Here is a 24,598-nt window from a genome sequence, read left to right on the forward strand (position 1 = left end):
GTTAATTAAATGCATTCGGGGTAAGTTGGGAAGGCGATCGCACTTGATATCATGTCCTAGAATGACTCAAATTAACGGGAATTTCGATAATAAATTCTGTGCCTTTACCTAAGTCAGACACACAGCTAATTTTACCTTGGTGTTTTTCCACGATAATCTGGTGACTTATGGCTAACCCTAACCCTGTGCCACTCCCCACTGGTTTGGTGGTGAAAAACGGGTCAAAGATATGCTGACGCACATTTTCACTCATGCCAATTCCGTTATCGCTAATCCGAATAATAATGGATTGGGGGAAGTTTTGAGTGTTGAGTGTTGACCCAAGGCTAGGCTGATCTGGAACCTGGTTTATAGGGGTAAATTTTTGGATTTTCGTTTCGCTATTGATGATAATGTTTGTGCGAAACTTGCCCTGACTGACTGTTGAGTTAACCTCCTTATCTCCCCTACTTTCAGACGCGCCATGGCACGTCTCTACACGCTCCTGTGTACCTCCAGATTCTTTATTATTAGAGACTTCAGTGGTAATGGTAATCAATCGAGGTTCGGCTTGACAGTCTAAGGCTTCAATCGCATTATCAAAGATATTGATAAAGACTTGATTTAACTGACTGGCATAACAGGCAACTTGGGGAAGTTGGCTATAGTGTCGAATCACTTGAATTTCTGGGCGATTGCCTTCAGCCCGGAGTCGATGCTGTAACATGAACAGGGTGTTATCGATGCCTTCATGAATATCAACGGGTTTTAATTCTGCTTCATCTAATTTGGAAAAGGATTTGAGCGATCGCACAATTTTCTCGATGCGTTGAACCCCTATTTCCATGGAGTTAATCAGCTTATCCCAATCCTCGACCAGAAACTCTAAATCAATGTCCTCACTCAGTTGCTGAATCTCGATGGTGGGTTGAGGATAGGTTTGCTGGTAGAGTTGCATCAGTTGTAATAAGTCTTGGAAATAGTTACGGGCATAAGTAATATTGCCGTAGATAAAGTTGGTGGGATTATTGATTTCATGTGCCACTCCCCCAACCATCCGCCCTAAACTGGACATTTTCTCGGTTTGGATCAGTTGGGCTTGGGTGCGTTTTAATTCTTTGAGGGTATCTTGTAGCGCCTTGGCTTTTTTCCGTTCCCGGGTTTCTGATGCTTGTAGTGCCAGTTCCATTTGTTTGCGATCGCTAATATCGCGGTGAGTACCTGTCATCCGCCCAGGTAAACCGTTTTCATTCTCAGCGACGACTTTCCCGTAGTTGGAAATCCACTTATAGTTCCCGGATTTCGTTCGGAGTCGATAGTCTAATTTATAGGGAATAGAGTGATCATGTAAATGTTCTTGTAATAGGTTAATTACCCCTGGTTTATCATCGGGATGGATCAGGTTTTCCCAAGTATTAATATGTCCTGATAGTTCATCACGCTCATAACCCAGCATATCGAACCAGTGATGGGAGAAATACACCTCTCCGGTGTTGACATTCCAATCCCATAACCCATCTCCAGAGGCGTCTAATGCTAGTTGTAAGCGTTCTTCACTCTGGCGTAAGGCGGCTTGCGATCGCGCCCGTTCGATGGCTATTTTGGCAAGGTAGAGAATTTGATCAATTAAGTCTTGATCTAGGTTAGTTGCGGTTTGCGGTTGGTGATAATACCCGGCAAATGTGCCTAAAATGCTGCCATTACTGGATAAAATGGGGACAGACCAACAGGCTCGCAACTCATGAGCTAAGGCTAAGTCTTTATAATCTGCCCATAACGGATCAGTGGCAATATCGGTGACAATAACCGTTTCTTGGCGATACGCCGCCGTACCACAGGAACCCACACCCTCACCAATGTCCACACCATCGATCGCTTGATTATAGGTATCAGGTAAACTCGGTGCTGCACCTAAGCACAGTTTCCCCTGTTCATCGACTAAGAGAAAGGAACAGCGCATTTGCCCAGACTGTTCCTCTAGGAACCGGGCTAACGCTTCCAGGATATCTGGGAGGGGCGCATCGGAGGCAATCTGTTTCAGGAGATCATTTTGCTGTTCTAGCACCATTTGGGCTTGCTTGCGTTCTGTTATATCCAGAACGGTTCCCATTAGTTTAATCACCTGATTTTGGGCATTCAAGACAGGTTGACCTCGACCTTCTAAATAGCGAATTTCACCATCAGGGCGGATAATTCGATATTCGATTGTGTAGGATTGAGGAGTCTTGATCGCGTTTTTTACCTGTTGGGCAAATAAAGGACGATCATCGGGATGAATCCAAGTTAGATGTTGCTTATAGGTGAGGGGGTTTGGGTTAGGTTCAAGCCCATAAATTCGGAAGAGTTCCGTTGACCAAATAATCTCCCCCGTTAGCCGATCCGACTCCCAACTACCAACAGATGCAATTTTCTGGGCTTCGGTGAGTCTGGCTTCAGACAGGCGCAGGTTGGCTTCGGCTGTTTTGCGATCGCTCATATCAATCGCAGCCCCCAGGGTTTGTCGGGTTGTCCCGTCTGCATCCTGTTTAAACACGGTTTCTCGGCAAAATAACCAACGCCATTCCCCATTTTTGTGGCGCATCCGGTACTCTAACTCAAAGACTTCCCCCACGTTGGCATGTTTAATTCGTTGGGCATGATCTGAGAGGATGGCAAAATCATCGGGATGCATCAGTAGCGAGAGAACCTGATTCCCCATGTCTTGGATTTCTTCGGGGGTGTAACCTAAAATTTCATGGATTTCCCGGTTAGCGTAGATATTGCGTCGTTCTACCCAGTCATGAATGTAGATAATATTGGGATTCGCATCATTAATTGCTTGTAACCAGCGCTGAGACTCTTGCAGGGCTTGATCCAGTTGTTGGCGTTCAATTCCTACCGCGATTTCATTCGCAACGGAGGCAAGGGTATGCAAAGTCGATAGGGATAAGGGATGACGGGCGAACATTGCCATAACCCCCACCAGTTCATCTTCAACGATCAGGGGATAACCCGCAAAGGATACCATTCCTTCCCGTCGCGCCCAGTCTGGATCACTGATTTCTGGGTCATTGAGGATATCATTGGTGAGGTGGGGTTGGCGTTGACTGGCGATGCGACCTAGTTTTGAGTCACTCAGAGGTATTTTGGCATGAGCGCCATTAATATGAGTGTATAGTCCCGCCGAGGCTTGTAACTCTAGGATATTGTCTTGGGGATTCAGCGTCCAAATTCGGGCAAAGGCGACATCCAAATGTTGGACAAAAGCCTGAGTACAGCGAAACAGCGTTGGGGATAAATCACTTTCGGAGCTCAAGGCAAATCCGATATCTGAACGCAAGGCTAAGCGCCGCGTATGTTCGGCTAAATCGGCTTGGGCTTTTTGGCGATCGCGAATTTCTTGGTGCAACTGGGCGTTTTGGTTCTGGAGTTGCTGGGTTAATAGTTTGAGATGCAGGTGAATTTTAACCCGGGCTAACACCTCATCCAGTTGAATCGGTTTGCTAATATAGTCAACCGCCCCTAAAGATAATCCTTTGACTTTTGCCTCAGAATTCGACGTATCCACCGCCGCCGTCATAAAAATGACGGGAATATCTTTGGTTTTCTCCCAGGCTTTCAGATGACGACAGGTTTCAAACCCATCCATGTCTGGCATCATCACATCCAGTAAGATCAGATCGGGATTCAATTTCTCTAAGAGTTTCAACCCTTGCTCACCACTTTTAGCAATCCGCACCTCAAAGCCAGCGTCTCTCAAGAAATCCGAAACCAGTTTCAGATTCTCTGGCGTATCATCGATGACTAGAATTTGTGCATAGCTTTCAGAATTATGAATCTCCCCCCAGACGTTCGTCAACTTGTTTGGGGAATCTGGATGTAACTGAGAGTTTGGATAGAGTGACATCTTCTCTTCGCTTAGTTTCCCTTGCCCGGTAATGCTATTCTATTCGCTTGGCACGGGATGGGGTAGATAGAGGAGTCTAGTTTTACTCAAAATTTAACTTAGCTAGCATCGGTGAAACGATCTTCAGTTTCCCGATTACTCTGTCGCCGTTTTTATCTAGCTTGACGCTAGACTAAATCTATCAAAAAGCCGATCGGGTAAAGAGGGCGGGTTTTGTCTGTTCAATTATCTCAGACGATCAACATTGATCCCTAAACCCGCCCCTAAGTTAAATGCTACTGACTTTAGAGTTTGTAGTAAGCGCTTTAGCGCTTCTGGCACTAAAGTGCCTACTACGAACCCAGCTTAAGTCAATGACATTCCCCCTAAGTTAGGTGGACACAATTAAAGTTAGCGGTGGAGATTAGGGAACAGGGAACGGTACAGAATGTCCTAACCTGTCTTGGTACTGCTATAATCTTTCAATTTCAGCAATGCTTTAGCCTTAGCCATTCGCACCAAATGTTCTAAATATTCATAACTTTGCCAAATTTTTTCTTCATCAGGTGTTAACCCGACAGTGCGATTTTTCTCCAACAATGTTTGAATTTGAGTTTGCAAAGCTGGAGAGGGACGCAGGGCAATAATTTCTTCGGGTGTTGGTAGAGTTGCTAAGAATTCCAAGACTTCAGCTATCCCAGAAAAACCAACATGAGTGATAGCTTCAAATTCTCGTAAACCCAGTTCTAGAATTTGAGGTAAGCAATTCTCCAGAGCGTTAACTCGTTGTGCTACATCGTCAGGAAGGTTAAATGTAACTTGCATGGGAAAAATTATCTAGGATATAACGTACTATTTTACAGCGCTTTTCAAGTAAGTGAGGTACACAGACAGATCCCCGACTTCTTGGAGAAGTCGGGGATCTTGCTTAGAGAATGATAAATGACAAAATACCAATCACCAATCCCCAAAATAATTATCCAATAAATCAACAATTTTGTCATAGTCAAACTGAGCCGCTAGTTCCAACACTTCAAGGGCAAAGGGAATATAATCTGGATTAATATCTTGCAGTCGCATCGTTTCCTCCTCAACGCCAGCGACATCCCCCATACTCGCCGCTTCATAGAGAACCCTTAACTCCTCCTGCGTCGGAATTACGCGATCGCCTGATTCCAAATAAGAGTTAGAGGTTTCAGCTTTATCCTGATAAACCCATGACACATTTAAATACACCTGAACTTTCTGAAGTAAGTCTGCTGTAGCAATCGGCTTGGTAATAAAATCAGTACAGCCAGCCTCTAAACTCTCAACGCGGTTATTGGCAAAGGCATTAGCTGAAATGGCAATAATTGGTGTTGTTTTAAACTCAGGGATTTGACGTAATTCTTGGGTCATCTGATGCCCATCCATCACAGGCATAACAATATCAACCAGAATCAAATCCGGTTGCCATTCCCGCGCTTTGTCTAATCCCTCTTGTCCATTCGCGGCTTCTTGGATGTCAAAGCCAATGGGTTCTAAAACACTCCTGAGAACCGCGCAATTTTCCCAGCGATCATCCACAATCAGGATTTTACGTTTAGCACCAGAATACCCCACAATTGTCTCCATCGGTTTTGCCGGAATAAACTTGGCTGAAGAAGAGACTTCCGGTAAATCCACCTCAAACCAGAATTTACTCCCCACGCCGGGATGACTTTCAACCCGAATTTGGCTTCCCATCAAGGCGATGAGTTTCTTCGTAATTGCTAATCCTAATCCGGTGCCTTCATGGTGACGAGAAGTTTCCTTAATTTGCTCGAAAGGTAAGAATATTGTCTCTAAGTCTTCGGCACTCATGCCAATTCCCGTATCTTCAACCTGGAAGCGGATTTTGTCATTTTTCATTTGTCCTTGGTCATTTATCTTTTGTCCTTTGTGAATTATATTTACTGTAAAAGTGACACTGCCTTTATCGGTAAATTTAACCGCATTGGAAAGCAGGTTCATTAAGATTTGACGCAGGCGCTTTTCATCCCCATGAACGACTTGCGGTATCGGGGTAGAATCATTGTAGTTAAAGGTAATATCTTTTTGAATAGCTTTGAGGCGAAATATTTCACAGAGTCCGACGATAAATGAGGGAAAATGAAAGTCTTCGGGATAGAGTTCCAGTTTTCCGGCTTCCACTTTCGACAGGTCTAAAATATCGTTAATCAGGGTGAGTAAGTGTTCACCGCACTGGTGAATAATTTCAATGCCGTCCTTTTGTTTAGAGGTTAAATTAGGATTGGGTTTAAGAATTTGAGCATAGCCTAAAATCCCATTTAGGGGCGTGCGGAGTTCATGACTCATTGAGGCTAAAAACGCACTTTTGGCACGATTGGCGGCTTCGGCAGCATCTTTGGCTTTGGCTAATTCGATCTCAGTTTTCTTCAGGTCAGTTATATCAATTTGAATCCCATCCCAAACCGTGCGCCCATCGGCTAAACGACGGGGGGCGGAACGTAGATAAGACCATTGGAGATCACCGCTAGGTGTTCGGTTTCGCATCTGCATTTCAAACACTGAAAGATTACGTCGCGATTCTTCAGTTAATTGATCTCGTCGCCGACAATCTTCTTCAATTGTTAAATCAAATAACACATTGGCATCCTGGAGAATTACCTCAGGTTTAATTCCGAGTAAGCGTTCAATTCCGGCGGTGATGTAGGAGAAGTAAACCTTGCCATTAGATTCTTGAACGAGTTGATAAATTAAACCATTGGGCAGATTATCGGCTAGAGTACGCAGCCTGTATTCCCGCTCTTGTAACGCTAATTCTGCCTGTTTCCGATCGGTAATATCTTTACCAATTCCCACTGTAGAACCATCGGGTAAGCGAATATTTGCCCAAGTAATTTCTAGAACTTCGCCCCTGCGGGTTTGAGTCTGAAAGTCTTGCCAAGTCCCATCGGCTTTGAGCATAAACTCTAACACTGAGGCGCGATAGTCTGGGTCAGGATAAATCTCTGCCATAATATCAATATCTCGCATTTCTGCCAGTGACCATCCCAATGTTTGCTCCAATGCTGGGTTAATGAATTCTACCTCAACTCCTTCTTTATAGAAACACAACAGGATTGGGATAGAATCAAAAATCGTCTGGAGAATTTCTTTTTGCTGACTCAATGCCAGTTCAGCCTGTTTGCGATCGCTAATATTTCGGGTGAGGGCAATGACTTCAGTTTGATTCAGGGGAACCATTCGCGCCTCGAAGTATTGTTTCCCCTGATTAAGGGGTAGGAAATACTCAACACTAACCAGGGATTCAGTTGTCAAAACCTGATCAATCGCGGCATAGAGTTTTTCTCCGGCATCAGTCGGGAATACGTCTTGAATTTTATGGTTCAGAAATGAGTCGGGTGAGGTATATAACTCCTGATAGTTTTTGGTGCGAAAATCCAGAATCGTGCCATCTGCTGCCAGCCGAAATAGGATATCCGGAAACGCATCAAAAATAGCTTGCATTTCCTGATTCGTTTGCCGTAATTGGGTTTCCACCTGTTTCAATTCGGTGAGATTCCGACAATTGACCACGACGCCGGAAATCTGCTGATTAGCATCCAGGTAAGGGATATAGGTGACGCTGATAAATTCCTGTTTCCCTACTGGATAATCAAACCATTCTTCATAGCTTACCGTTTCACCTGCCAGACAGCGATCTAAATTCGGTTTAATCACCTGTTCAAACACCTCATCTCCCAGCAATTCACTCACCGAATGACCAACAATTTCGTTATAGTGTTTTTGATTCCAATCCAGATAGGCTTGATTGACAATCTGATAAGTGTAATTGCTATCCACCAAGGAAATGGCATCGATTGTTGATGACACAATCCGTTCATACCGTCGCAAGGCATCTTCGGCTTCTTTGAGTTCAGTAATATCTTGAGACGTTCCCAAAATCCTAATCACCCGATTATTTTCATCCCGCTCAAATACCACTTCCCGTGACAGTAACCAGCGCCACGAGCCATCTTTATGGCGAAATCGACTCTCAGTGGTTAAGATATCGCTATCTGATGCCGTGTTCCAAAAGTTTATATTCCGCTCAATTAACGGCAAGTCATCGGGATGGAGGACATCCAGGAAAAACTGTATTCCTCGTCCGACAATTTCGGCGGGAGTGTAGCCTAAGATATCCAGAGATTGTCGATTAATATAGAGATCGGTTCCCGCCGTTGGGTCAAACAGGTAAAGCAGTTGTGGCGAAGTATTGATGATTTTTTCAATAAACCGTTGATTTTCCTTAAGTTGGAGTTCAATCTGTTTGCGATCGCTAATATTAAAGCTAGTGCCAATCAGTCGATAAATGCGGGATTTGCTGTCTTTAATAGGGGTTAAATTACTAATCCACCAAGAGTCTTTTCCCTTCAGGTGCAGCGAATGTTCATAGGTTATTTTTTCTCCTGCTGCCAGACAGCGGCGATACCGTTGACACACCGCCTCAGCAATGTCTGGCGCTAATACCTCTTGTGGCGTTTTCCCTTGTATTTCTGAGTTACGCAGACCGGACATCCGTTCATGGGTGGGATTAATACTAACATAGCGAAATTCACCATTGTCCAGAACGTCAACGATAAAGACAGCCGCTTCAATGCCTTCGTAAATACTGCGTAAAAATGCTTCCCCTTCTTTTAAGGATTCCTCAGCTTGCTTCCATTCCGTGATATCTTGGGCGACAACCATCCCAGCAATAATCTCTCCCGCCTCATTTCGCACCGCCCGAGTCTGTACCAGATGAATATTATTTCGATAGGGTATTTCCAGGCTTTTTTCTATCCCGGCTAAAGCGTCACGATACAGGGGTTCAACTACGGCACATTCTTGGTCAGATAAGACCTCCCCAATTGTTTTTCCTTCTAAGACATTCCGACTATATCCTGATCCTGACCGACCTAATCCTTGACCATCCGCCACTAAATACCGAAGATCCTGATCAAACAAGAAAATTGCGCCATTGGGGAAATGTTTTGCCATGGTACGATACAGTTGCTCACTGTAGCGTAAGGCTTCTTCCGCTTGTTTTCGTTCAGTAATATCTTCAACTAATCCGATAAACCGCAAAGGTTCTCCTGTTTCATCCCGCACCAAAGAAATATCAGCAGTAATCCAGCGTTGTTCACCATTGGCTCGAATGATTCGATACTCCCGCTTCACTGAATGTCCTTGAAACTGTTGGTTAAGGGAATTGAGAACCAACGGACGATCCTCTGGATGTATCGCCTCCAGCCAGGATTCTGGGTCTTGATATAAACTCTCACAGGAACGTCCCCACATCCTTTCGTAGGCGGGACTAACGTAAAGAAACGTACCGGAACTGACGGAGCGAACAAAGAAGAACTGACTCACGGTGCTGGCAATTTCTTGGAAGCGGTTCTCGCTCCTGATTAAGGCTTGTTCAAACTGCTTGCGATCGGTGATATCCTGGGTGACAACCATCCCGGCGATGATGTTACCCGCATCATTTCTCACCGCCGTACTCTGACATAAATAGGTAAACCCTCCGAGGTTAATTTCTTGAGTCTGCTCAATTCCGGCTAACGCGGCATGATAAAGTGGCTCAACCATGGCACAGTTTTCTGGCGGTAAAACCTCCAAGGGGGTTTTGCCAAGCAAGGCTTCCCCGCGATGTCCGGCTTCGGCTAACGCCTGACCATCCGCCACCAGATAGCGTAGGTTGTGGTCAAACAGAAAGATTGCTCCATTGGGGAAGTTCTTAGCCATGGCGCGATACAGGTATTCACTGGTACGGAGAGCCTCTTCTACCCGTTTGCGATCGCTAATATCCCGCGCTACCCAAATTACCGCCTGATCGGACAAAGGCGTAATAGAGATAGTAAACCATATCTCATGGTTATCTTGGTTTAAATTCCAGTCAAAATAAAGGGGTTGCTGGGTGTCCAATACCTGTTGCACTTGGCTGAACCAAAGTTCCTCCGGGTCTTGAACAAACTGCTCGACAATGATATTTAGCAGCTCAGTGTCTTCCGAGGATAAGTAGGTTCGTTTAGTCGGGGCAACTTCGATACCTTTCTGCCTATCAATAATTAGGATAATATCGTTAATCGCCTCAAAAATAGTCCGAATTCGTTGCTCAGAACTATACAGCTTACCTGTGATTAACTGACGTTCTGCTATTTCTCGCTTTAATTGTTTATTCGCTTCCCTTAACTCAGCCGTTTGTTGAGCAACGTTGGCTTCTAGAGTACGATTATAATTCCGTTGAAGTGCCTCGGCTCGCTTGCGTTCGGTGATATCAAAAAAGGCGACGATTGCGCCGATAATTGTCCCCGTTTGCTCGAATAAAGGTGTTGCATAAGCTTCTACGGGAATAATCCGACTCCGTTGATGAATGACCATATCATCCACCATCATTTGTTCCCCATTCAGAGCGCGAACGACAGGCAGATTTTCTTCCGGATACAACTGCTGGGTGTCGCTCTGATAAATCTGATAGGTTACGGCTAAGTCCTCGATTTTGGCATCGGGTAATGTCTCAATTTCCAGTAACTCTTTTGACTTTTGATTAGCATAGGTCAATTGTCCAGTTACATCATGAACCGATATGCCCACGGGTATGGCTGCCAGAATTTGATTCAACTGGTTTTTACTCTGGTTTAAAGCTTGATTGGAGGCTTGCAACTGATTAAAATACTGGTGTAATTGCGCTACCATTGTGTTAAAAGAATTTGCCAGTTGACCGACTTCATCCTTACGGTTAATCGGCAGGGATTGCTGCCATTCTCCCCGTGCGATCGCGTCAGCGGCTCTATTTAACTTCAGAATCGGTTTTGTCACCCAGCGAACGGTAATAATTCCCAGCACAATAGACAGGATTAATGCCGCAACACACAATCCTATCGTGGTGCGCGTATTGGCATAAACTTCTGCCATAAAGTCTGATTCCGGAACCACGGTAACAATTAACCAATTCAACCCCGATTGCTCCTGGATGGGGTTAATTTGCAGGAAATAGCGATTGTGGTTAAATGTAAACTTAAACGTTTGGTCTTGCTTGATTTCAGACCAGTGATTAACCTGATTCAATAGAAAGCTTACAGACGCTTGAGTCAGAGGATTCCTACTCTGTTGAACAGGTAGCCGCCAGTCTTGAGGATTTAAGTTTTTCTGATAATCTGACTCTAAATCTGGATTAAAGGGTATTTCACCCGTAGAACTAGCAACCAGTTCTCCTTTTTGATTAACAATGAAAACTTGACCCGTTTGTCCCACTTCCACATTCTCTAGAAACTCAGCCAACTCAGGCAGAAAAAAGGTAGCGACCACAATCCCTTGAAACGTCCCCTCTGAGTCATTAAACGGCAAAAAATTAGCGATCAGCAATAGGGGTTGATCAACGCCCTGGGATAAACTAACAAGCGGATGCCAAATTCCTTTACCGGCTTGCTTTGTCGCTTGATACCAAGAATCACCTTGGGGTGGATCAGTGTGGGGATCAAAGTCATATCTAACTTGGGTTCGTTTAATTCGCTGACCCTGAAGATTGGCAGTATAGTAGTGAAAGGCGTAGTTCGTCGATTGATCTAAAACACGGATAACTAAAGAATCACTTGCTAATAATTTGCCTACATTCAAGAATTCTCGTTCCTCAGTGACGATTGCCATACTACTCACCGTGTCATAAATTTGCAGTTGCTGGGCGAAGTAGCGTTCTAAACCCGGAAAATTTTTCCAGTCTACAACTCCAGTGCGAATAGCGGCGGCAAGGTTTTGAGTAATATGCTGAGGAATCTCGATATAATGAGACACATTTTGCTCGACACGTTCGTCCACCTCATCGATTAACTGATAGGCTAAGTTGTCAACTGTCTTTTGACCATTACGATAGGAAAGATACCCAACCAATCCCACGGTTCCGACAATTTGCAGGACAAACGGAACAATAATAACGGTTCTCAGAGGAAGCTTTCCGGCAACATTAGCTAGGAATGATTTTAGGGATTGACCAGGATTTAGCATACAGGAAACGGGGAATAAGTAGGTGGAAACAATTAACGTGAACGGTGAATGTCGTCATTGGTCATTTGTCATTGGTTATTGGTCATTTGTCATTCTTCATTGGTCATTTGCGATAATTGAACGGTTAGGTTAGGGCGGGTTTAGTTACATCAGGGTGACAACGAAATGTTAGTAGTAAAACCCGCCCCTACATCCCCTTATAGGTGTAGGTTTTTTTATTTTAGGGTGGGGACTAGACTTGGAGGACAAGGGAGGAAAGTAGACAAGGGGAAAACCTCCCCATCTTCCCCATCTTCCCCATCTTCCCCATCTCCCCCATCTTCCCCATCTCCCAGACGTAGCATGCTACGTCTCTACATTACTTCCCCATCTCTGGCAATCTTGGCGAAAGAAGACACAGATTGGGCTTACTATTGGGTAGTTTCCCCTGTTGGGTTCACTACCTTCTGACACATGACTGAAGGATCACATCGCATTCAGACGAGTCGTCTGATACTATTTACAACGCTTTGGCTAACCTTATTTATTTTATCGGTTAAAGTTTCTGCGGCTTGGGCGACGCGATCGCTGAGTCTTATGGCAGAATCGATGCAGACGTTACTGGTTAGCTTCAGTACCCTGCTGAGTTTATATAAGCTAATCGCCCATGAGCATCCCATCAGGCGATCGGTGTATGGTCATGGTAAGTGGGAAACCCTGATCCTATTCTTACTGATTGGCTTTTTTGGGTTTACCGGATTAAATGTCTGGGGAATGTCAGCGCAACAATTATTGAACCAACCGTCAGATGAGTGGTTGACGTTTCCGGTGCGAGTGAGTTTACCCTTGATTCAATTACTCGCCGTTGTGATCATTACCAGTTTAGGATTGGCATTAGTTGGACGGTATCAAGGGAAACAACTCAGAAGTGCTGCTTTAGGGTTTAATGCTCGACAACTGTTGTTGGATGTTTGCCTGACTCTGGTTGTACTCCTAGGACTTTTGGGCGTCGAGGCGGGGTTAGTCTGGCTGGATGTGGTGCTAGCCATTGTCCTGGTTACCGTGGCGGTGAGGAATTGCTGGCAAGTGATCAACTGGCAATTTCCCCTACTGGTTGAGCAAACCGCGATCGCTCCCGAAATTCTAGCGCAAATTGCTCACCAAGTTGGCGGAATTACCCACTGTTATCATATTCAGTCACGAGGAGTTGTCGGGCGTTATGTGTATATTCAAATGCACCTAATCATCCATCCTGAATTTGCTGGTGTAACTTCTTTACTGGTGGAACGAATTAAGGGGATGATTGAGGAAGAATATGGACCTGTACAGGTGACATTTTATATTGATGATGACTTTACGATAGCGGCAAATCGTCATCGTTCAGGGTTTATGTCAGATCAGAATCCTGATAATCAAAATAATCCTGAGTTCGGGGATTGGTAATTTGTCGTCATTGGTAATTTGTCGTCATTGGTAATTTGTCATTGGTCATTGGTCATTTGTCATTTGTCATTTGTCATTTGTCATTTATCATTCGTCATTTGCGATAATTGAACGGTTAGGTTGGGGCGGGTGTAGTGGCGTGACCCAGCTTAATTGTGACTTTATAAAAATGCTACACCCCTTACATTACAAAGCTTTGAGCTAATTTGCTAATGCACCATTTTAGTTGGATCACGCCAGTAGGGTGCGTTAGCGAAGCGTAACGCACCATTTCAAAAGATAGTAGTAAAACCCGCCCCTACAAAAGATGTTTCATCGGAACGCCTATTCTCCCCCTGCTCCCCCTGCTTCCCCTGCTTCCCCTGCTTCCCCTGCTTCCCCAGCTTCCCCTGCTTCCCCAGCTTCCCCTGCTCCCCCAGCTTCCCCTGCTCCCCCAGCTTCTCCTGCTTCACCCATTTCCCTTATCTTCCTCATCACCCTCATCTTCCTCATCCGGAAGAGTAATATTATATTTTTCTAATTGATCCTGTAACTTGGCTTCCCGTTTCTCCATGTCTTGCTGTTGGAGTTTTAATTCAATTTCCAAGGCTTGAATGTTTTCGCGACGGGCTTCCATTTCAGCACGCTGACGAGTTAAATCTTGACTTTGTAACGTCAAATCCTGTCGCCATTGTTCGGTGCGGGTCACTTCTTCCTGTAAGAACATGGGGGTAATTCCGATAGTTAGATATCGGTGGACGAAGTTTAATACCCACTCCTTGGCAGATTGAATATCCAGAACCTCTTGATTGTCAGACATATCGACCAACACTAACGATCCTTGATGAAAGGCGTTCGCACCATCCAGCGAAATGCTTTCTGGTGGATTAATGACTGCCCAGCAATCATCCGATTCTTGACGGGCTAACAATTGGAGTTCAATGCTGCCGTCTTTGTCATTTTTTTGCACTTCACCCAGATGTAGCATAGCCTGTTAGTTGTTGGTCGTTAATGAGCAAGGAATTGATTTTCACGGAGGAATAATTTATTATCGTTTTAAAGTCGCTTTAGGCGATCGCGCAAAATTTCAGATTGATGCATAGACTCACTCAATGCATCCTTAGCACCCTGGACAATAGGGGCGGGGGCTTTATTGACAAAGTTTGGATTCGCCAAACGACTCGACAGAGATTTGACTTCAGCATCGATTTTACTGAGATCTTTTTCTAACTTAGCGCGAAGTGTTTCAACATCAACTAAACCCGCTAGAGGAATAATCACTTGAACCGTACCCGTTACACCTGCCATCGTGTTTTTCAATTCTTCGGTTAAGGCTGGCACAATCGTCAAGGTATCAACTTTGCCTAAGTCTTGTAGATAAGATTCACCCTTCTGTAAAATCTCTCGTTCATCCGGATTTTCGCTTTGCAAGATCACGGGGGCTTTTGTCTTCGGTTTCACACCCGCTTCTGCACGCAGGTTACGGATGGTGCGGATTGCACCAATGAGTAACTCGAACTGCTTTTCTAGATCTTGATTGATGGGAAATACACCCGGTTGGGTTTCCGAGTCGGGTAGCGCGGGATAGGGTTGTAGCGCTAAACACTCGTCTGTCTTTTGCGTTAAAGTATGCCAGATTTCTTCGGTAATGTGCGGCATAAACGGATGTAGCAGTTTCAGGATACCATCCAGGACATGTGCCAGGGTTTGCTGGGCGATTTGCCGCGATTGGGTTCCCTGCTGGCGTAACCGTTGTTTAACCAGTTCAATATACCAGTCACAAAAGTCACCCCAGATAAAGTCATAGAGTCCCTTGGCGGCTTCTCCTAAACCGTAATGATCGATATCCTGACGGGTTTGAGTAACAACTTGATAAAAGCGGGAGAGAATCCAGCGATCGCTTAACTCTAATGTATCCCCTTCCTGCTCCAATGGCGAACCCAAGACTTGAGGCGATTTCCCATCCAGATTCATCATCACAAACCGCGCCGCATTCCACAGTTTATTGGCAAAGTTGCGCGAGGCTTCTACGGATGCCGATTCATCGGTTTGGCGATTATACTCTAAACGAATATCTTGACCTGCACCTGCGACTTCCCGGATTAAGGTATAGCGCAGCGCATCGGTTCCATATTTCTCGATCAGAAGCAGCGGATCAATACCATTATTTGCCGACTTGGACATCTTTTTGTTATTTTCATCCCGGACTAAGCCGTGGATGTAAACCGTTTGGAATGGCATTTGATCGGTGAAATATCCGCCCATCATCGTCATCCGGGCAACCCAGAAAAAGATGATATCAAAGCCTGTAACTAATACGGTGGTGGGATAGTACGTCTCTAAATCTGGCGTCTGTTGGGGCCAGCCCATGGTAGAGAAGGGCCACAAGCCGGAGGAAAACCAAGTGTCGAGGACATCGGGGTCTTGGATAAGCTTGACAGATTCGCCAAATTGTGATTTTGCTTTTTCTAAGGCTTCGGCTTCACTATGAGCCACGATAAAGGGAGTATTATCGGTAATTTGTCCCCCGGTTTCACTCACCGCATACCAAGCCGGAATTTGATGTCCCCACCAGAGTTGGCGAGAAATGCACCAGTCCTCTAATTTAACTAACCAGTCCCGGTAAACTTTTGTCCAGCGATCGGGGACAAAATTGGGAGAGTTATGCTGATCCAGTGATTCAAGGGCTTTATCCGCCAGGGGACGAATCTTAACGAACCATTGGGTGGATAATAGGGGTTCAACCGGGACTTTGCCGCGATCGCTATAGGGAACGGTATGATGGTAGTCTTCTACCTTAACCAGGCATCCATCCGCCTCGAGGCGCTGCACCACATTTTTCCGTGCCACAAATCGGTCTTGTCCTTGAAACTCGCCCGCATTTTCATTCAGCGTGCCATCTTTATTCAAAATAGTAATGAAGGGCAAGTCATGGCGTTTGCCCATTTCAAAGTCATTAGGATCATGGGCGGGTGTAACTTTGACGCAGCCTGTCCCGAAACTAGGGTCAACCAACTCATCCCCAACCACCGGAATCTCTCGCCCCATAATCGGCAAGGTCAAGGTTTTGCCAATTAAATGCTGATAGCGTTCATCGTTGGGATTAACCGCCACTGCTGTATCCCCCAGCATGGTTTCTGGGCGAGTCGTCGCCACTTCCACTGACCCATTTCCCTCAGTCAGGGGATAACGAAAATGCCACAGATGACCATTAACTTCCTTATTTTCCACCTCCAAATCCGAAACCGCCGACTGGGATTGGGGACACCAATTCACCATATATTCACCCCGGTAAATCAGTCCGGCGTCATAGAGTTGGACAAAGGCTTCCAGCACCGCATTAGACAAGCCTTCGTCCATCGTGAACCGTTCCCGCGACCAATCCACCGACACGCCTAAGCGACGCAATTGGTTAACAATCCAACCCCCTGATTCTTCCTTCCATTGCCAAGCGCGATTCAGATAGGTTTCCCGTCCTACCTCTTGACGAGTTTTGCCCTCGGCTTTCAGTTGCCGATCTAAGATTGTGGACACGGCAATACTGGCATGGTCAGTCCCCGGAACCCACAGCGTATTAAACCCCTTCATCCGGTTGTAGCGAACTAGGATATCCATAATGGTTTGTCCCAAGGCGTGACCCATGTGCAGGCTACCTGTGACATTGGGCGGTGGAATCACCATGGAATAGGGTTCGCCACCTTGTTCGGGGTGGGCTTGAAAGACGCCCTGTTCTTCCCAGAACGTCTGCCATTTAGCTTCGGTCGTGGTGGGATCGTATTGAGTGGGTAGGGAGGGAGTGGTTGCTGTCATGGAAATCTTGCGTTTTACGTTTAATTTTGCCATACCCGATGACGGGGTTTGGGTTTCACCGAGATTAAAGTCAAAAAATAGATGAATTAAGTCTTGTTATTTTTTCAGACCACGATAAGATATAAAAGCCTCATGCCGAGACCCGATTATACATAAGCAAGAGGCAATTGCCTTTGTGCCACTTTGGTGTTAGCTGATGAAACACACCCTTTCCGTTTTAGTCGAAGATGAAGCGGGCGTCTTAACTCGCATCGCTGGTTTATTTGCCCGTCGCGGCTTCAATATTGAAAGTCTCGCCGTTGGTCCTGCGGAAAAAGTGGGAATTTCGCGGATTACGATGGTAGTGCCTGGGGATGAGCGATCGATTGAGCAACTCATCAAGCAACTCTACAAGTTGATCAATGTGATCAAGGTTCAAGAGATTACCACGACTCCTTGTGTGGAACGGGAATTAATGTTGATCAAAGTCAACGGCACCAGTTCCACGCGATCGGAGATTATTGAACTTGCCCAAGTATTCCGGGCGCGGGTGGTCGATATTGCCGAAGATTCCCTAACCATTGAAGTTGTGGGAGACCCTGGAAAAATGGTCGCGATCGTCCAGATTTTGAGCAAGTTTGGACTTCGGGAAGTCGCCCGGACAGGAAAAATTGCCCTAATCCGCGAATCCGGTGTCAATACCGAATATCTCAAGTCCCTAGAAGCCAAAGTATAGCTGAAAACCCGAACCGCTCATAAAAATGTATACAATCATAATCATTCGTTGCCACAAGTATACACCACGTCCAACGAAGCGGTAGTTGAACGATTCCGCTGTGGATTTTCACCACGTCTAGAAGTGCGTTTCCGCTTGCTCTGCATTCCGTCTTGCGACTCGACGCAAAGCATGACCTCTAGTTCTCTGTTAGAGAGCGTATAATACTGGTGACGCGGCAAACGTCCCAGCTTTTTATGTAGCTCCTGCCATGCAGACCATGAGTGTTTCGCTGATTTCACACCAGCGTAAGCTCTGTGGTTAGGCACTCGCTCTGATAGTCCCATGGCTCTACGCGCTAGAACCATTGCAGCAGCAGTATCGGACGATAAACCGTACTGCCTCATAAACTTAACTAAACCGATGAGTGAACTGTAGGCTGGGTTGACCTTGATTAGTTCAATCCCAGCCATCTGAGACTTTTGCTCAAGTATGAGAGTGAATTGGCCATAGACGAAGCCTGACAGCATCCGGGCGTAACGCCTGCCTTGCTCTCTCATCTGAGATTTCTTGGCACTGAAGTCTAGATTCTCAATGGCAATGGGGCATTGCAACGACTGAGCAATCAAGACAATTTGCTTGATCACATCATGCAGTGTGGCTTCAGTCTGTCCTGACTTACGACCGTGCAAGTTCAGCCTGAACTGCCCGTGATGTTTGAGGTTTCCATCGCCATCTACATACGTCCAACCAATCACGCCTGGATTAATATCTAGTCCTAAGCAGCCATATTGACGCGGCAATGACTGGCGATCAGGTTCAGGAACATCTGTAGAGCAGGCAATGAACCATCTGAAGTCTTTGCAGTAGACACGGTAGGATAGCGCTCTATTAGCCTGGATAGCCTCATCAACCCACTGCTGTCCCTGCTCATACTCAAAACGCAACGGTGCGGCAATTGTCTTGCCATATTTCAACTCTAGAGCATAGGGAACTCGGAATTTGATGGTATCGCCATCGTACTGAGCGATCTGATTGCCAAAACTTTCCTTTGTGGCTCCAACGGTCGTGTACTGAGTTCCTTTATTGCCTAAGCTGACTGGCAACGGAGCATTCTTGAGGTGCTCTAGCTTGTTTTGTAGCAAGTGCAGACGACGTTTCTTTTGATGAATGACGAACCTCTTCTGAGTCCTAAGATGCTGCCTGAATCGAATAGAACAAGCATCAGGCAGTTTAGCCAGTGATTTGACGGCTGTTTTCAGCCACGTCCTAGTAGATTTGATTTGCTGCTCTAAGGTCTTAACATGGCGTTTGCGGCACTCTTTAGCGGATACAATAGCACCTTTTATCTCAGATCGAATAGCATTAACCTGCCGTTTGTTTAGCCCGTACTTAGGCTGCAAGTCTCGAATGAGATCATTCTCGTCTTCACTTGCCAACCTTCGATTGAGATACTCAACCCTAGCGGGTTCTACGAGCTTAGAAGCATCAATAGCGAACTGCCACAGTTCTACAGGTAATTCAGTTGTGACAGTTCTTTGAACCATTACTTCACCTCGTCGGCTACTTGCTTTATTCCATCAATAAGCCTTTTGTTTTTATTGCTTCTTTTCCCATAAAAGCAGCTTTTGTAGTCCTTTCTTCTGGTAGTTCAAACCACTGCCAAGGTCTTGAATCGTTTCATATTGCCAGCCGTTAGCTGCGCTGTAAGACTCAAGCATTTGCACTTGTCTCACCAGATCTTCTCTTTGATCGTGGCTGCTGACTCTGGCATAGTTGATGGTAATGCGGTCGCCTGGAGCAGTGCGCGGTCTTACTGTTTTGAGGTCAGACAACTTAAATCGGTAACGACCACTAGGAGATAGCTCGTAGGGCAGTTTACCAGCCTGCGCCCATCTCCTGATCGTGATTACGCTAACTCCGACTTCTTTAGCTGCTTCCCCAATGCTGACCGTTGGCACGTCCTGAATAATGTCCATACGGTATACATTTAGTATAGACCTGTATACCTTTGTATATGTTTCTGGACTCAGTTGTCAACCCCCACTCAGTTATTGACACCCTTGGGGAGGTGAGAAAGGAGACACCCCCTTTTATTCATCTGTAGGGGTTCATCTGTAGGGGCGGGTTTAGGAATTACGTTGTCCGATTAATGATAACCTTTGTTCAAAACCCGCCCTTTCTCAGTTTCCCCAAAGCAGGAGATTGGGAATTGGGAAATTGGTGATTAGTGACAGGAAAAATCAGGAAAAATTCTCCCCCAGCTTCCCCTGCTCCCCCTGCTCCCTCATCTCCCCCTGCTCTAAGAGTCCGATTGCTCGATCGCCTGTGCCACCTGCAACGCTTCAATCAGTTGAGCCATCGCATATTCTAAATGAGCGCCAGCATCAACCGCCACCCAACCATCGGTAGTTTGATGACGCCATTCAAAGTGGAGATGGGGACCCGTGGAAAATCCGGTGCTACCAACCAGCCCAATCACATTACCCTGATCCACCGATTCACCCGGTTGCACAAAAACTTCTGACAGGTGAGCATAGCGGCTTTCTTGAGTCCCTTCCTCATGGCGCAAAATCACCGTCAGTCCGTAGCCACCTAAGTAATCAGCCGTAGCCACCTCACCCGGAGCCACCGCCAAAACTGGTGTTCCCGTCGGGGCAGCGATATCTGTACCCGCATGGAAACGAGATGTCCCCGTAATCGGATGGGTGCGCCACCCGAATACTGAGCTAATTGCCGACGGAATGGTTAAGGGGAAAATAAAGCTGGCATTACCGACGATAGTACGTCCCTGGGGTCGGTTGGAGAAATTATAGTACGTCAGACCCGTGGGAGTGGTTTTAGATGATGCCGTTGGGGATAGAGAGGAGACAGGAGGACGGCGCGTAAACTGTCTGCCCCCAGAATTGCCAGACACGGCAACCCGTTGAACTGACCGGACTGGGCGTCTCACACTGGCATTGACCGCAACTGGAGGTGTAGGAAGTCGAGTTGCGGCTCCACCAGTTCCTCCCTGAGGTTGAGGGGGTTGAGGTTGAATCCGCCCTGCCACTGTTCGTGATGTTGGCGTCGCTTGACCCCCACAACTCCCACTCGTCAATCGTCCATTGCGCGACACAGTTTGACACCCTGTTGACCGCTCCGTCACAACCACAGTGGGCTTTTCAGTTCCCCGTGTTGCCCCCAGACTATAGTTCGTCGGATCAATATAGCTATTATTCGGCGCGGCTGGGGTTTGAGTTGCCGTTTGAGCCGGGGACGGATTAACAATAACCTTCGGAGGTTTGGCTAAGGTAGCGGGAGCCGGAATGGATAGATTCGGCGCATTTAGTCTCGGTTTTGCCGCTGGAGGTGTCGCCACTCGGGGTGTGGGTGCAGCCGGAGCCGGGGCTGGAGGCTTACTAACAGTAACTGGTGCAGGAGCCGCAGGTTTAGGCGCTGGGGGAGCAGGGGGACGGTAGGCAGGTTTAGGCGCTGGCGCTGGGGCTGGCGGTGCAACAATAGCTTGTGGCGCAGCAGGTTTAGGCTGGGCGGGAGGTGCTGGGGGCGGCGGGGTAAATTTAATCGCTGGGGGAGCAGGCGGTGCGGCTGGGGCTGCGCCTGCGTCGATTGGTGCATCAGTTTGAGCAACGACTAAACCACTACTGAGAACACCAAGTCCTCCCATCACACTGATGCCCTGCTTCAGCCAGGGATACCGATAAAATACGCCCGTTGGGGTGGAATTGGCGACGGTTTCTTTATTCATTTTGCGACTCACTCCTCATTGCTCACTCTTAATCTAATATCAAGTAAAAATTTTTAGTCAATTTAAGGGAATTTAATTAGGCAAGAACACCGATTCCGTAATTCAAACAACTCATACTCAACCCGTAAAATTTAACGTTGGGACTCAAGGCACCTCTTGAGAATAACCCAGACTAATTGTACCGGGCTTGAGGTGAATTTCGGGACTGATGGTGGTATCAGCATTTGTATCCATTGCCTGTGCTGAGTTTACGCTAACTCTTAGATCACCCGTTGACGTGACGCCTTTAACGATGCCACGATGTCCGTTGACTTGAATCGAGGCTCCCTGATGAAACAGTAACCTTTGATAGGACAACCGTAAATTATCAATGCCTGATTCTAACCCGTAGTGGTATCCCGATCGCAATCCCTGGATCACGATTGCGGCTAACATTTCTAGGGAGGTTACGGATGGACTCATGGATTGAGTCGCAAAAAAGGATTGTAAATTAATCCCTGTGTCTGGCACAGGATTACTCCAGTTAATGCCTACCCCAATCACCGCTTTAGTAATCTGCCCCTGAGACAGTCGAGTTTCGGTGAGAATCCCCCCCAACTTATCACCCAACAACAGCAGGTCATTATGCCATTTAATCAGGACAGGAATACCATAGCATCTTAACGCTGTAGCAATACCCCAAGCGCTGCACATCGTTAGCTGGGCGCTATTGGATGCTTCCACATTCGTGGTTAAAGCCAACGATAAGTATAGCCCACCCTGCTCCGATTGCCATTGCCGTCCCCACTGTCCTCGTCCAGCCGTCTGTTGAGCCGCGATAACAACGGTAGGAGGTGGGGTTCCTCTATCCAGCAATTCCCAGAGGGTTTGATTGGTAGACGATAAGCTGTCAAATAAGTAGATAGGACAATCCCCGATATCTTGAAGTCCTGGGAGTCCAGAGTGGGATAGCTGTGGCGTGACGGTTTGCAGGGCTATTTCCAGAGCTTGTTGATTAAGTACCACTACAGCTTAAAGATTAGCTAAGCTAGCCTATTGTACTCCTGTGCTTCGCTCTTTTTGACACAGCAGACAATAAACCATGAATCATGAACAAAAATCAATGCATACGTGGCACTGGCAAACGTGGAACAACTTACCGTATCTAACCTGTAGCCTTCTCAAACCTTGGCGTCACGGCTTCTTCACCTCAGCCTTTTCCCCTCGTCCCCCTGACCAAATCGTTGAAGCCTTGCAGCCTGAAGCGGATGTTTATCGGGTACGCCAAGTGCATGGCAATACTGTCTTGACACCCTCGGAAATTGTCAGTTCAGTCAGTCAACAGGAGAGTCAGACACCGGAAAAGCCAGAAGCTGATGGTATCCTCACAGAACAATCCCAGCAAGCGGTGTGGGTTTGTACGGCTGACTGTACGCCTGTACTGATTGGCGATAAACAAACGGGACAAGTCGCGGCGATTCATGCGGGATGGCGAGGAACAGCAGCTCGAATTGTGCCAAATACGATCGCACGATTCCTAGAAACAGGTAGCCGCTTAGACAATCTTAGGGTTGCCATGGGACCTGCGATCGCGCCAGAAGTGTATCAAGTGTCGGAAACCGTCGCCATAGAAGTAGGTTCTAGCATTATCCCCCCAGATAAAACAGATACGTCTGAATCGATTTTGGCTGAATTACAGCAGCTTCCCCATTCCCCAATTTGGGAAGATCCCCATCCAGGGCGAGTACGGTTAGATGTACGGCGGGTGAACGCCATACAACTCGAACAACTCGGCTTCCAGGATGAACAAGTCGCGATCGCGCCTCACTGTACCTATCAGCAACCGGAGTATTTCTTCTCCTATCGTCGCACTCAGCAAAAAAAGGTGCAGTGGTCAGGAATTGTCAGCAAGTAAGACTGTAGGGGCGCATAGACGTGCATTGGTGTCAATTTATAAAGAAAACCAATGCTGGCAAGGTTTTAACCTGTGTCTATCTACTCCTCGACATTTTCCCCCTCATCCCCTAACCCCAACTCCGGACCTGGGGAGAAGGGGGATCGGATTCTCTTACTCCCCTCTTGCTCCCCTCTCCCAAGCTTGGGAGAGGGGCTGGGGGTGAGGGCTGGCTTGGGAGAGGGGCTGGGGGTGAGGGCTGGCTTGGGAGAGGGGCTGGGGGTGAGGGGTTGAGCTTAAGTTGACACCAATGATAGACGTGCGCCCTTACTAGAAAAAACAAATGACCAATGACCAATGACCAATGACCAATTACATATCCGACGCTGTCGTTTGACCAATGAACGGTGACAGGTAAGCCACTAACGCCCCTAGCGCAAACGCCAATACATTCCGGAATAAAGGCAACCATTCAGCCGTCCGAGTGACAACTGGACCGATTCCGAAAGCAATGAAGAGAATACCCCACAAGGGAGAAAAGATTAACGCCCATTGCCAAGCCACAAGCTGTCCATCTTTGCGCGGAATCGCGGCAAATCCCAAAACGACACCACCCACCAAAGAGGTAATCAGGGTGAGAATCCACTGCTCTTGAGGCAAGCCCGGAACAACGTTACATCCACCCTTATTTAGGCACGTTTTAACGGTGTCTAATGACTGGACAATTGCCTGGTTTTCCCCATTCTCGCGCACAAAGTAGAGATTACCAAAGCGTGTCTGTAACTCTACCCAAAAGGTACGGGGTAGAAATTGATATAAATCGTCACCCACGTTAAAGCCCAACAGGTTACCGCCTCGTGGGTCAGCAATCAGTAAAACACTTTTATCATTGAGTCCCCAGTAATCGCGAACAGCTAAACCGGGTGTACGGTCATATTGGGTGAGTACCCGCAGCTTCCAGCCTGTTTGTGCCTCAAAGGTTTCTATATCTTGAATTAAGGCTTCTTCTTGAAGCTGGGGGAGCAGGTTCGCCAAGTCAATAATGGGCGTCTGGGTTTCCGGGAGTAGATCGGGGTTGTTATAAGCCTGAGCGGATGGTGCGATCGCCCAAACAGAGCCAGCCAGACAAAACGCTACCAAGATTACCAAAAATCGTTTAAAAAGATCCAGCATTGCGATACACAAAACAATGGACAGGGGTGAAATATTTTAAGCGGGAGA

At 46.7% G+C, this 24,598-nt stretch carries 14 protein-coding genes and 1 pseudogene; 3 read left to right on the top strand and 12 right to left on the bottom strand.

Annotated elements, in window-relative coordinates:
- Positions 1-49: 49 nt before the first annotated feature.
- From RIG66_RS19845 to RIG66_RS19860, 4 genes are all read right to left on the bottom strand, one after another.
- Positions 50-3,865: a PAS domain-containing protein gene (locus RIG66_RS19845; protein ID WP_446380469.1), complete on the bottom strand. Its 3,816-nt coding sequence runs from the start codon at positions 3,863-3,865 to the stop codon at positions 50-52.
- A 432-nt stretch (positions 3,866-4,297) separates the two neighbouring features.
- The gene (locus RIG66_RS19850; protein WP_446380470.1) at positions 4,298-4,669 is read right to left on the bottom strand and encodes a hypothetical protein; all 372 of its coding nucleotides are present in this window, start codon (positions 4,667-4,669) and stop codon (positions 4,298-4,300) included.
- A 132-nt stretch (positions 4,670-4,801) separates the two neighbouring features.
- A complete protein-coding gene (locus RIG66_RS19855; RefSeq protein WP_446380471.1) occupies positions 4,802-11,851 on the bottom strand; it encodes a PAS domain S-box protein in 7,050 nt (2,349 codons plus the stop codon).
- A 215-nt stretch (positions 11,852-12,066) separates the two neighbouring features.
- Positions 12,067-12,195, bottom strand: coding sequence for a hypothetical protein (locus RIG66_RS19860; protein WP_446380472.1), 129 nt, complete (start codon positions 12,193-12,195; stop codon positions 12,067-12,069).
- A 109-nt stretch (positions 12,196-12,304) separates the two neighbouring features.
- On the opposite strand from RIG66_RS19860, the gene RIG66_RS19865 reads away from it, so the two are divergent.
- Entirely contained in the window at positions 12,305-13,273 is a 969-nt protein-coding gene (locus tag RIG66_RS19865) for a cation diffusion facilitator family transporter (protein ID WP_446380473.1), read from the top strand.
- A 324-nt stretch (positions 13,274-13,597) separates the two neighbouring features.
- Here RIG66_RS19865 and RIG66_RS19870 read toward each other — a convergent pair whose 3' ends face one another.
- The 3 genes from RIG66_RS19870 to RIG66_RS19880 form a co-directional block, all read right to left on the bottom strand.
- Positions 13,598-13,729, bottom strand: a complete 132-nt coding sequence (locus RIG66_RS19870; RefSeq protein ID WP_446380474.1) for a hypothetical protein — start codon at positions 13,727-13,729, stop codon at positions 13,598-13,600.
- Positions 13,722-14,240, bottom strand: a complete 519-nt coding sequence (locus tag RIG66_RS19875) for a hypothetical protein (RefSeq protein WP_446380475.1) — start codon at positions 14,238-14,240, stop codon at positions 13,722-13,724. Before RIG66_RS19875 ends, RIG66_RS19870 begins: the two co-directional genes overlap by 8 nt.
- Positions 14,241-14,308: 68 nt before the next feature.
- Positions 14,309-17,062 carry a valine--tRNA ligase gene (locus tag RIG66_RS19880; RefSeq protein WP_446380502.1) on the bottom strand — a complete coding sequence of 918 codons (2,754 nt, stop codon included), beginning with the start codon at positions 17,060-17,062 and terminating at the stop codon, positions 14,309-14,311.
- Between the two features lie 196 nt (positions 17,063-17,258).
- On the opposite strand from RIG66_RS19880, the gene ilvN reads away from it, so the two are divergent.
- Positions 17,259-17,777: an acetolactate synthase small subunit gene (gene ilvN, locus RIG66_RS19885; RefSeq protein WP_446380476.1), complete on the top strand. Its 519-nt coding sequence runs from the start codon at positions 17,259-17,261 to the stop codon at positions 17,775-17,777.
- Positions 17,778-17,818: 41 nt separating this feature from the next.
- Here the strand turns inward: ilvN and RIG66_RS19890 are convergent, their stop codons facing one another.
- The 4 genes and pseudogenes from RIG66_RS19890 to RIG66_RS19905 form a co-directional block, all read right to left on the bottom strand.
- Positions 17,819-19,303 carry an IS200/IS605 family accessory protein TnpB-related protein gene (locus tag RIG66_RS19890; RefSeq protein ID WP_446380477.1) on the bottom strand — a complete coding sequence of 495 codons (1,485 nt, stop codon included), beginning with the start codon at positions 19,301-19,303 and terminating at the stop codon, positions 17,819-17,821.
- Between the two features lie 72 nt (positions 19,304-19,375).
- Positions 19,376-19,735: pseudogene (locus RIG66_RS19895) on the bottom strand (IS607 family transposase); the annotation flags it as partial.
- A gap of 323 nt (positions 19,736-20,058) precedes the next feature.
- Entirely contained in the window at positions 20,059-21,504 is a 1,446-nt protein-coding gene (locus tag RIG66_RS19900) for a M23 family metallopeptidase (protein ID WP_446380478.1), read from the bottom strand.
- A 144-nt stretch (positions 21,505-21,648) separates the two neighbouring features.
- Complete coding sequence (locus RIG66_RS19905; protein WP_446380479.1) at positions 21,649-22,509, bottom strand: biotin--[acetyl-CoA-carboxylase] ligase; 861 nt, start codon at positions 22,507-22,509, stop codon at positions 21,649-21,651.
- Between the two features lie 97 nt (positions 22,510-22,606).
- Between RIG66_RS19905 and pgeF the strand changes: the two genes are divergently transcribed.
- Positions 22,607-23,398, top strand: coding sequence for a peptidoglycan editing factor PgeF (gene pgeF / locus RIG66_RS19910; RefSeq protein WP_446380480.1), 792 nt, complete (start codon positions 22,607-22,609; stop codon positions 23,396-23,398).
- Between the two features lie 351 nt (positions 23,399-23,749).
- On the opposite strand, the gene RIG66_RS19915 is transcribed toward pgeF, so the two are convergent.
- Positions 23,750-24,550, bottom strand: a complete 801-nt coding sequence (locus tag RIG66_RS19915; protein WP_446380481.1) for a TPM domain-containing protein — start codon at positions 24,548-24,550, stop codon at positions 23,750-23,752.
- Between the last annotated feature and the right edge of the window lie 48 nt (positions 24,551-24,598).

Source organism: Coleofasciculus sp. E2-BRE-01, assembly GCF_040221695.1.
In the GTDB taxonomy this organism is placed as follows: Bacteria; Cyanobacteriota; Cyanobacteriia; order Cyanobacteriales; family Coleofasciculaceae; genus Coleofasciculus.

Bases quoted from the DNA above. Each gene is read 5' to 3' on its own strand.
- RIG66_RS19880 (WP_446380502.1), bottom strand. From the start codon at position 17,062: ATGACAGCAACCACTCCCTCCCTACCCACTCAATACGATCCCACCACG.
- RIG66_RS19870 (WP_446380474.1), bottom strand. From the start codon at position 13,729: ATGGGTGAAGCAGGAGAAGCTGGGGGAGCAGGGGAAGCTGGGGGAGCA.
- RIG66_RS19855 (WP_446380471.1), bottom strand. From the start codon at position 11,851: ATGCTAAATCCTGGTCAATCCCTAAAATCATTCCTAGCTAATGTTGCC.
- pgeF (WP_446380480.1), top strand. From the start codon at position 22,607: ATGCATACGTGGCACTGGCAAACGTGGAACAACTTACCGTATCTAACC.
- RIG66_RS19890 (WP_446380477.1), bottom strand. From the start codon at position 19,303: ATGGTTCAAAGAACTGTCACAACTGAATTACCTGTAGAACTGTGGCAG.
- RIG66_RS19875 (WP_446380475.1), bottom strand. From the start codon at position 14,240: ATGCTACATCTGGGTGAAGTGCAAAAAAATGACAAAGACGGCAGCATT.
- RIG66_RS19860 (WP_446380472.1), bottom strand. From the start codon at position 12,195: ATGCTACGTCTGGGAGATGGGGAAGATGGGGGAGATGGGGAAGATGGG.
- RIG66_RS19915 (WP_446380481.1), bottom strand. From the start codon at position 24,550: ATGCTGGATCTTTTTAAACGATTTTTGGTAATCTTGGTAGCGTTTTGT.
- ilvN (WP_446380476.1), top strand. From the start codon at position 17,259: ATGAAACACACCCTTTCCGTTTTAGTCGAAGATGAAGCGGGCGTCTTA.
- RIG66_RS19850 (WP_446380470.1), bottom strand. From the start codon at position 4,669: ATGCAAGTTACATTTAACCTTCCTGACGATGTAGCACAACGAGTTAAC.
- RIG66_RS19845 (WP_446380469.1), bottom strand. From the start codon at position 3,865: ATGTCACTCTATCCAAACTCTCAGTTACATCCAGATTCCCCAAACAAG.
- RIG66_RS19865 (WP_446380473.1), top strand. From the start codon at position 12,305: ATGACTGAAGGATCACATCGCATTCAGACGAGTCGTCTGATACTATTT.
- RIG66_RS19900 (WP_446380478.1), bottom strand. From the start codon at position 21,504: ATGAATAAAGAAACCGTCGCCAATTCCACCCCAACGGGCGTATTTTAT.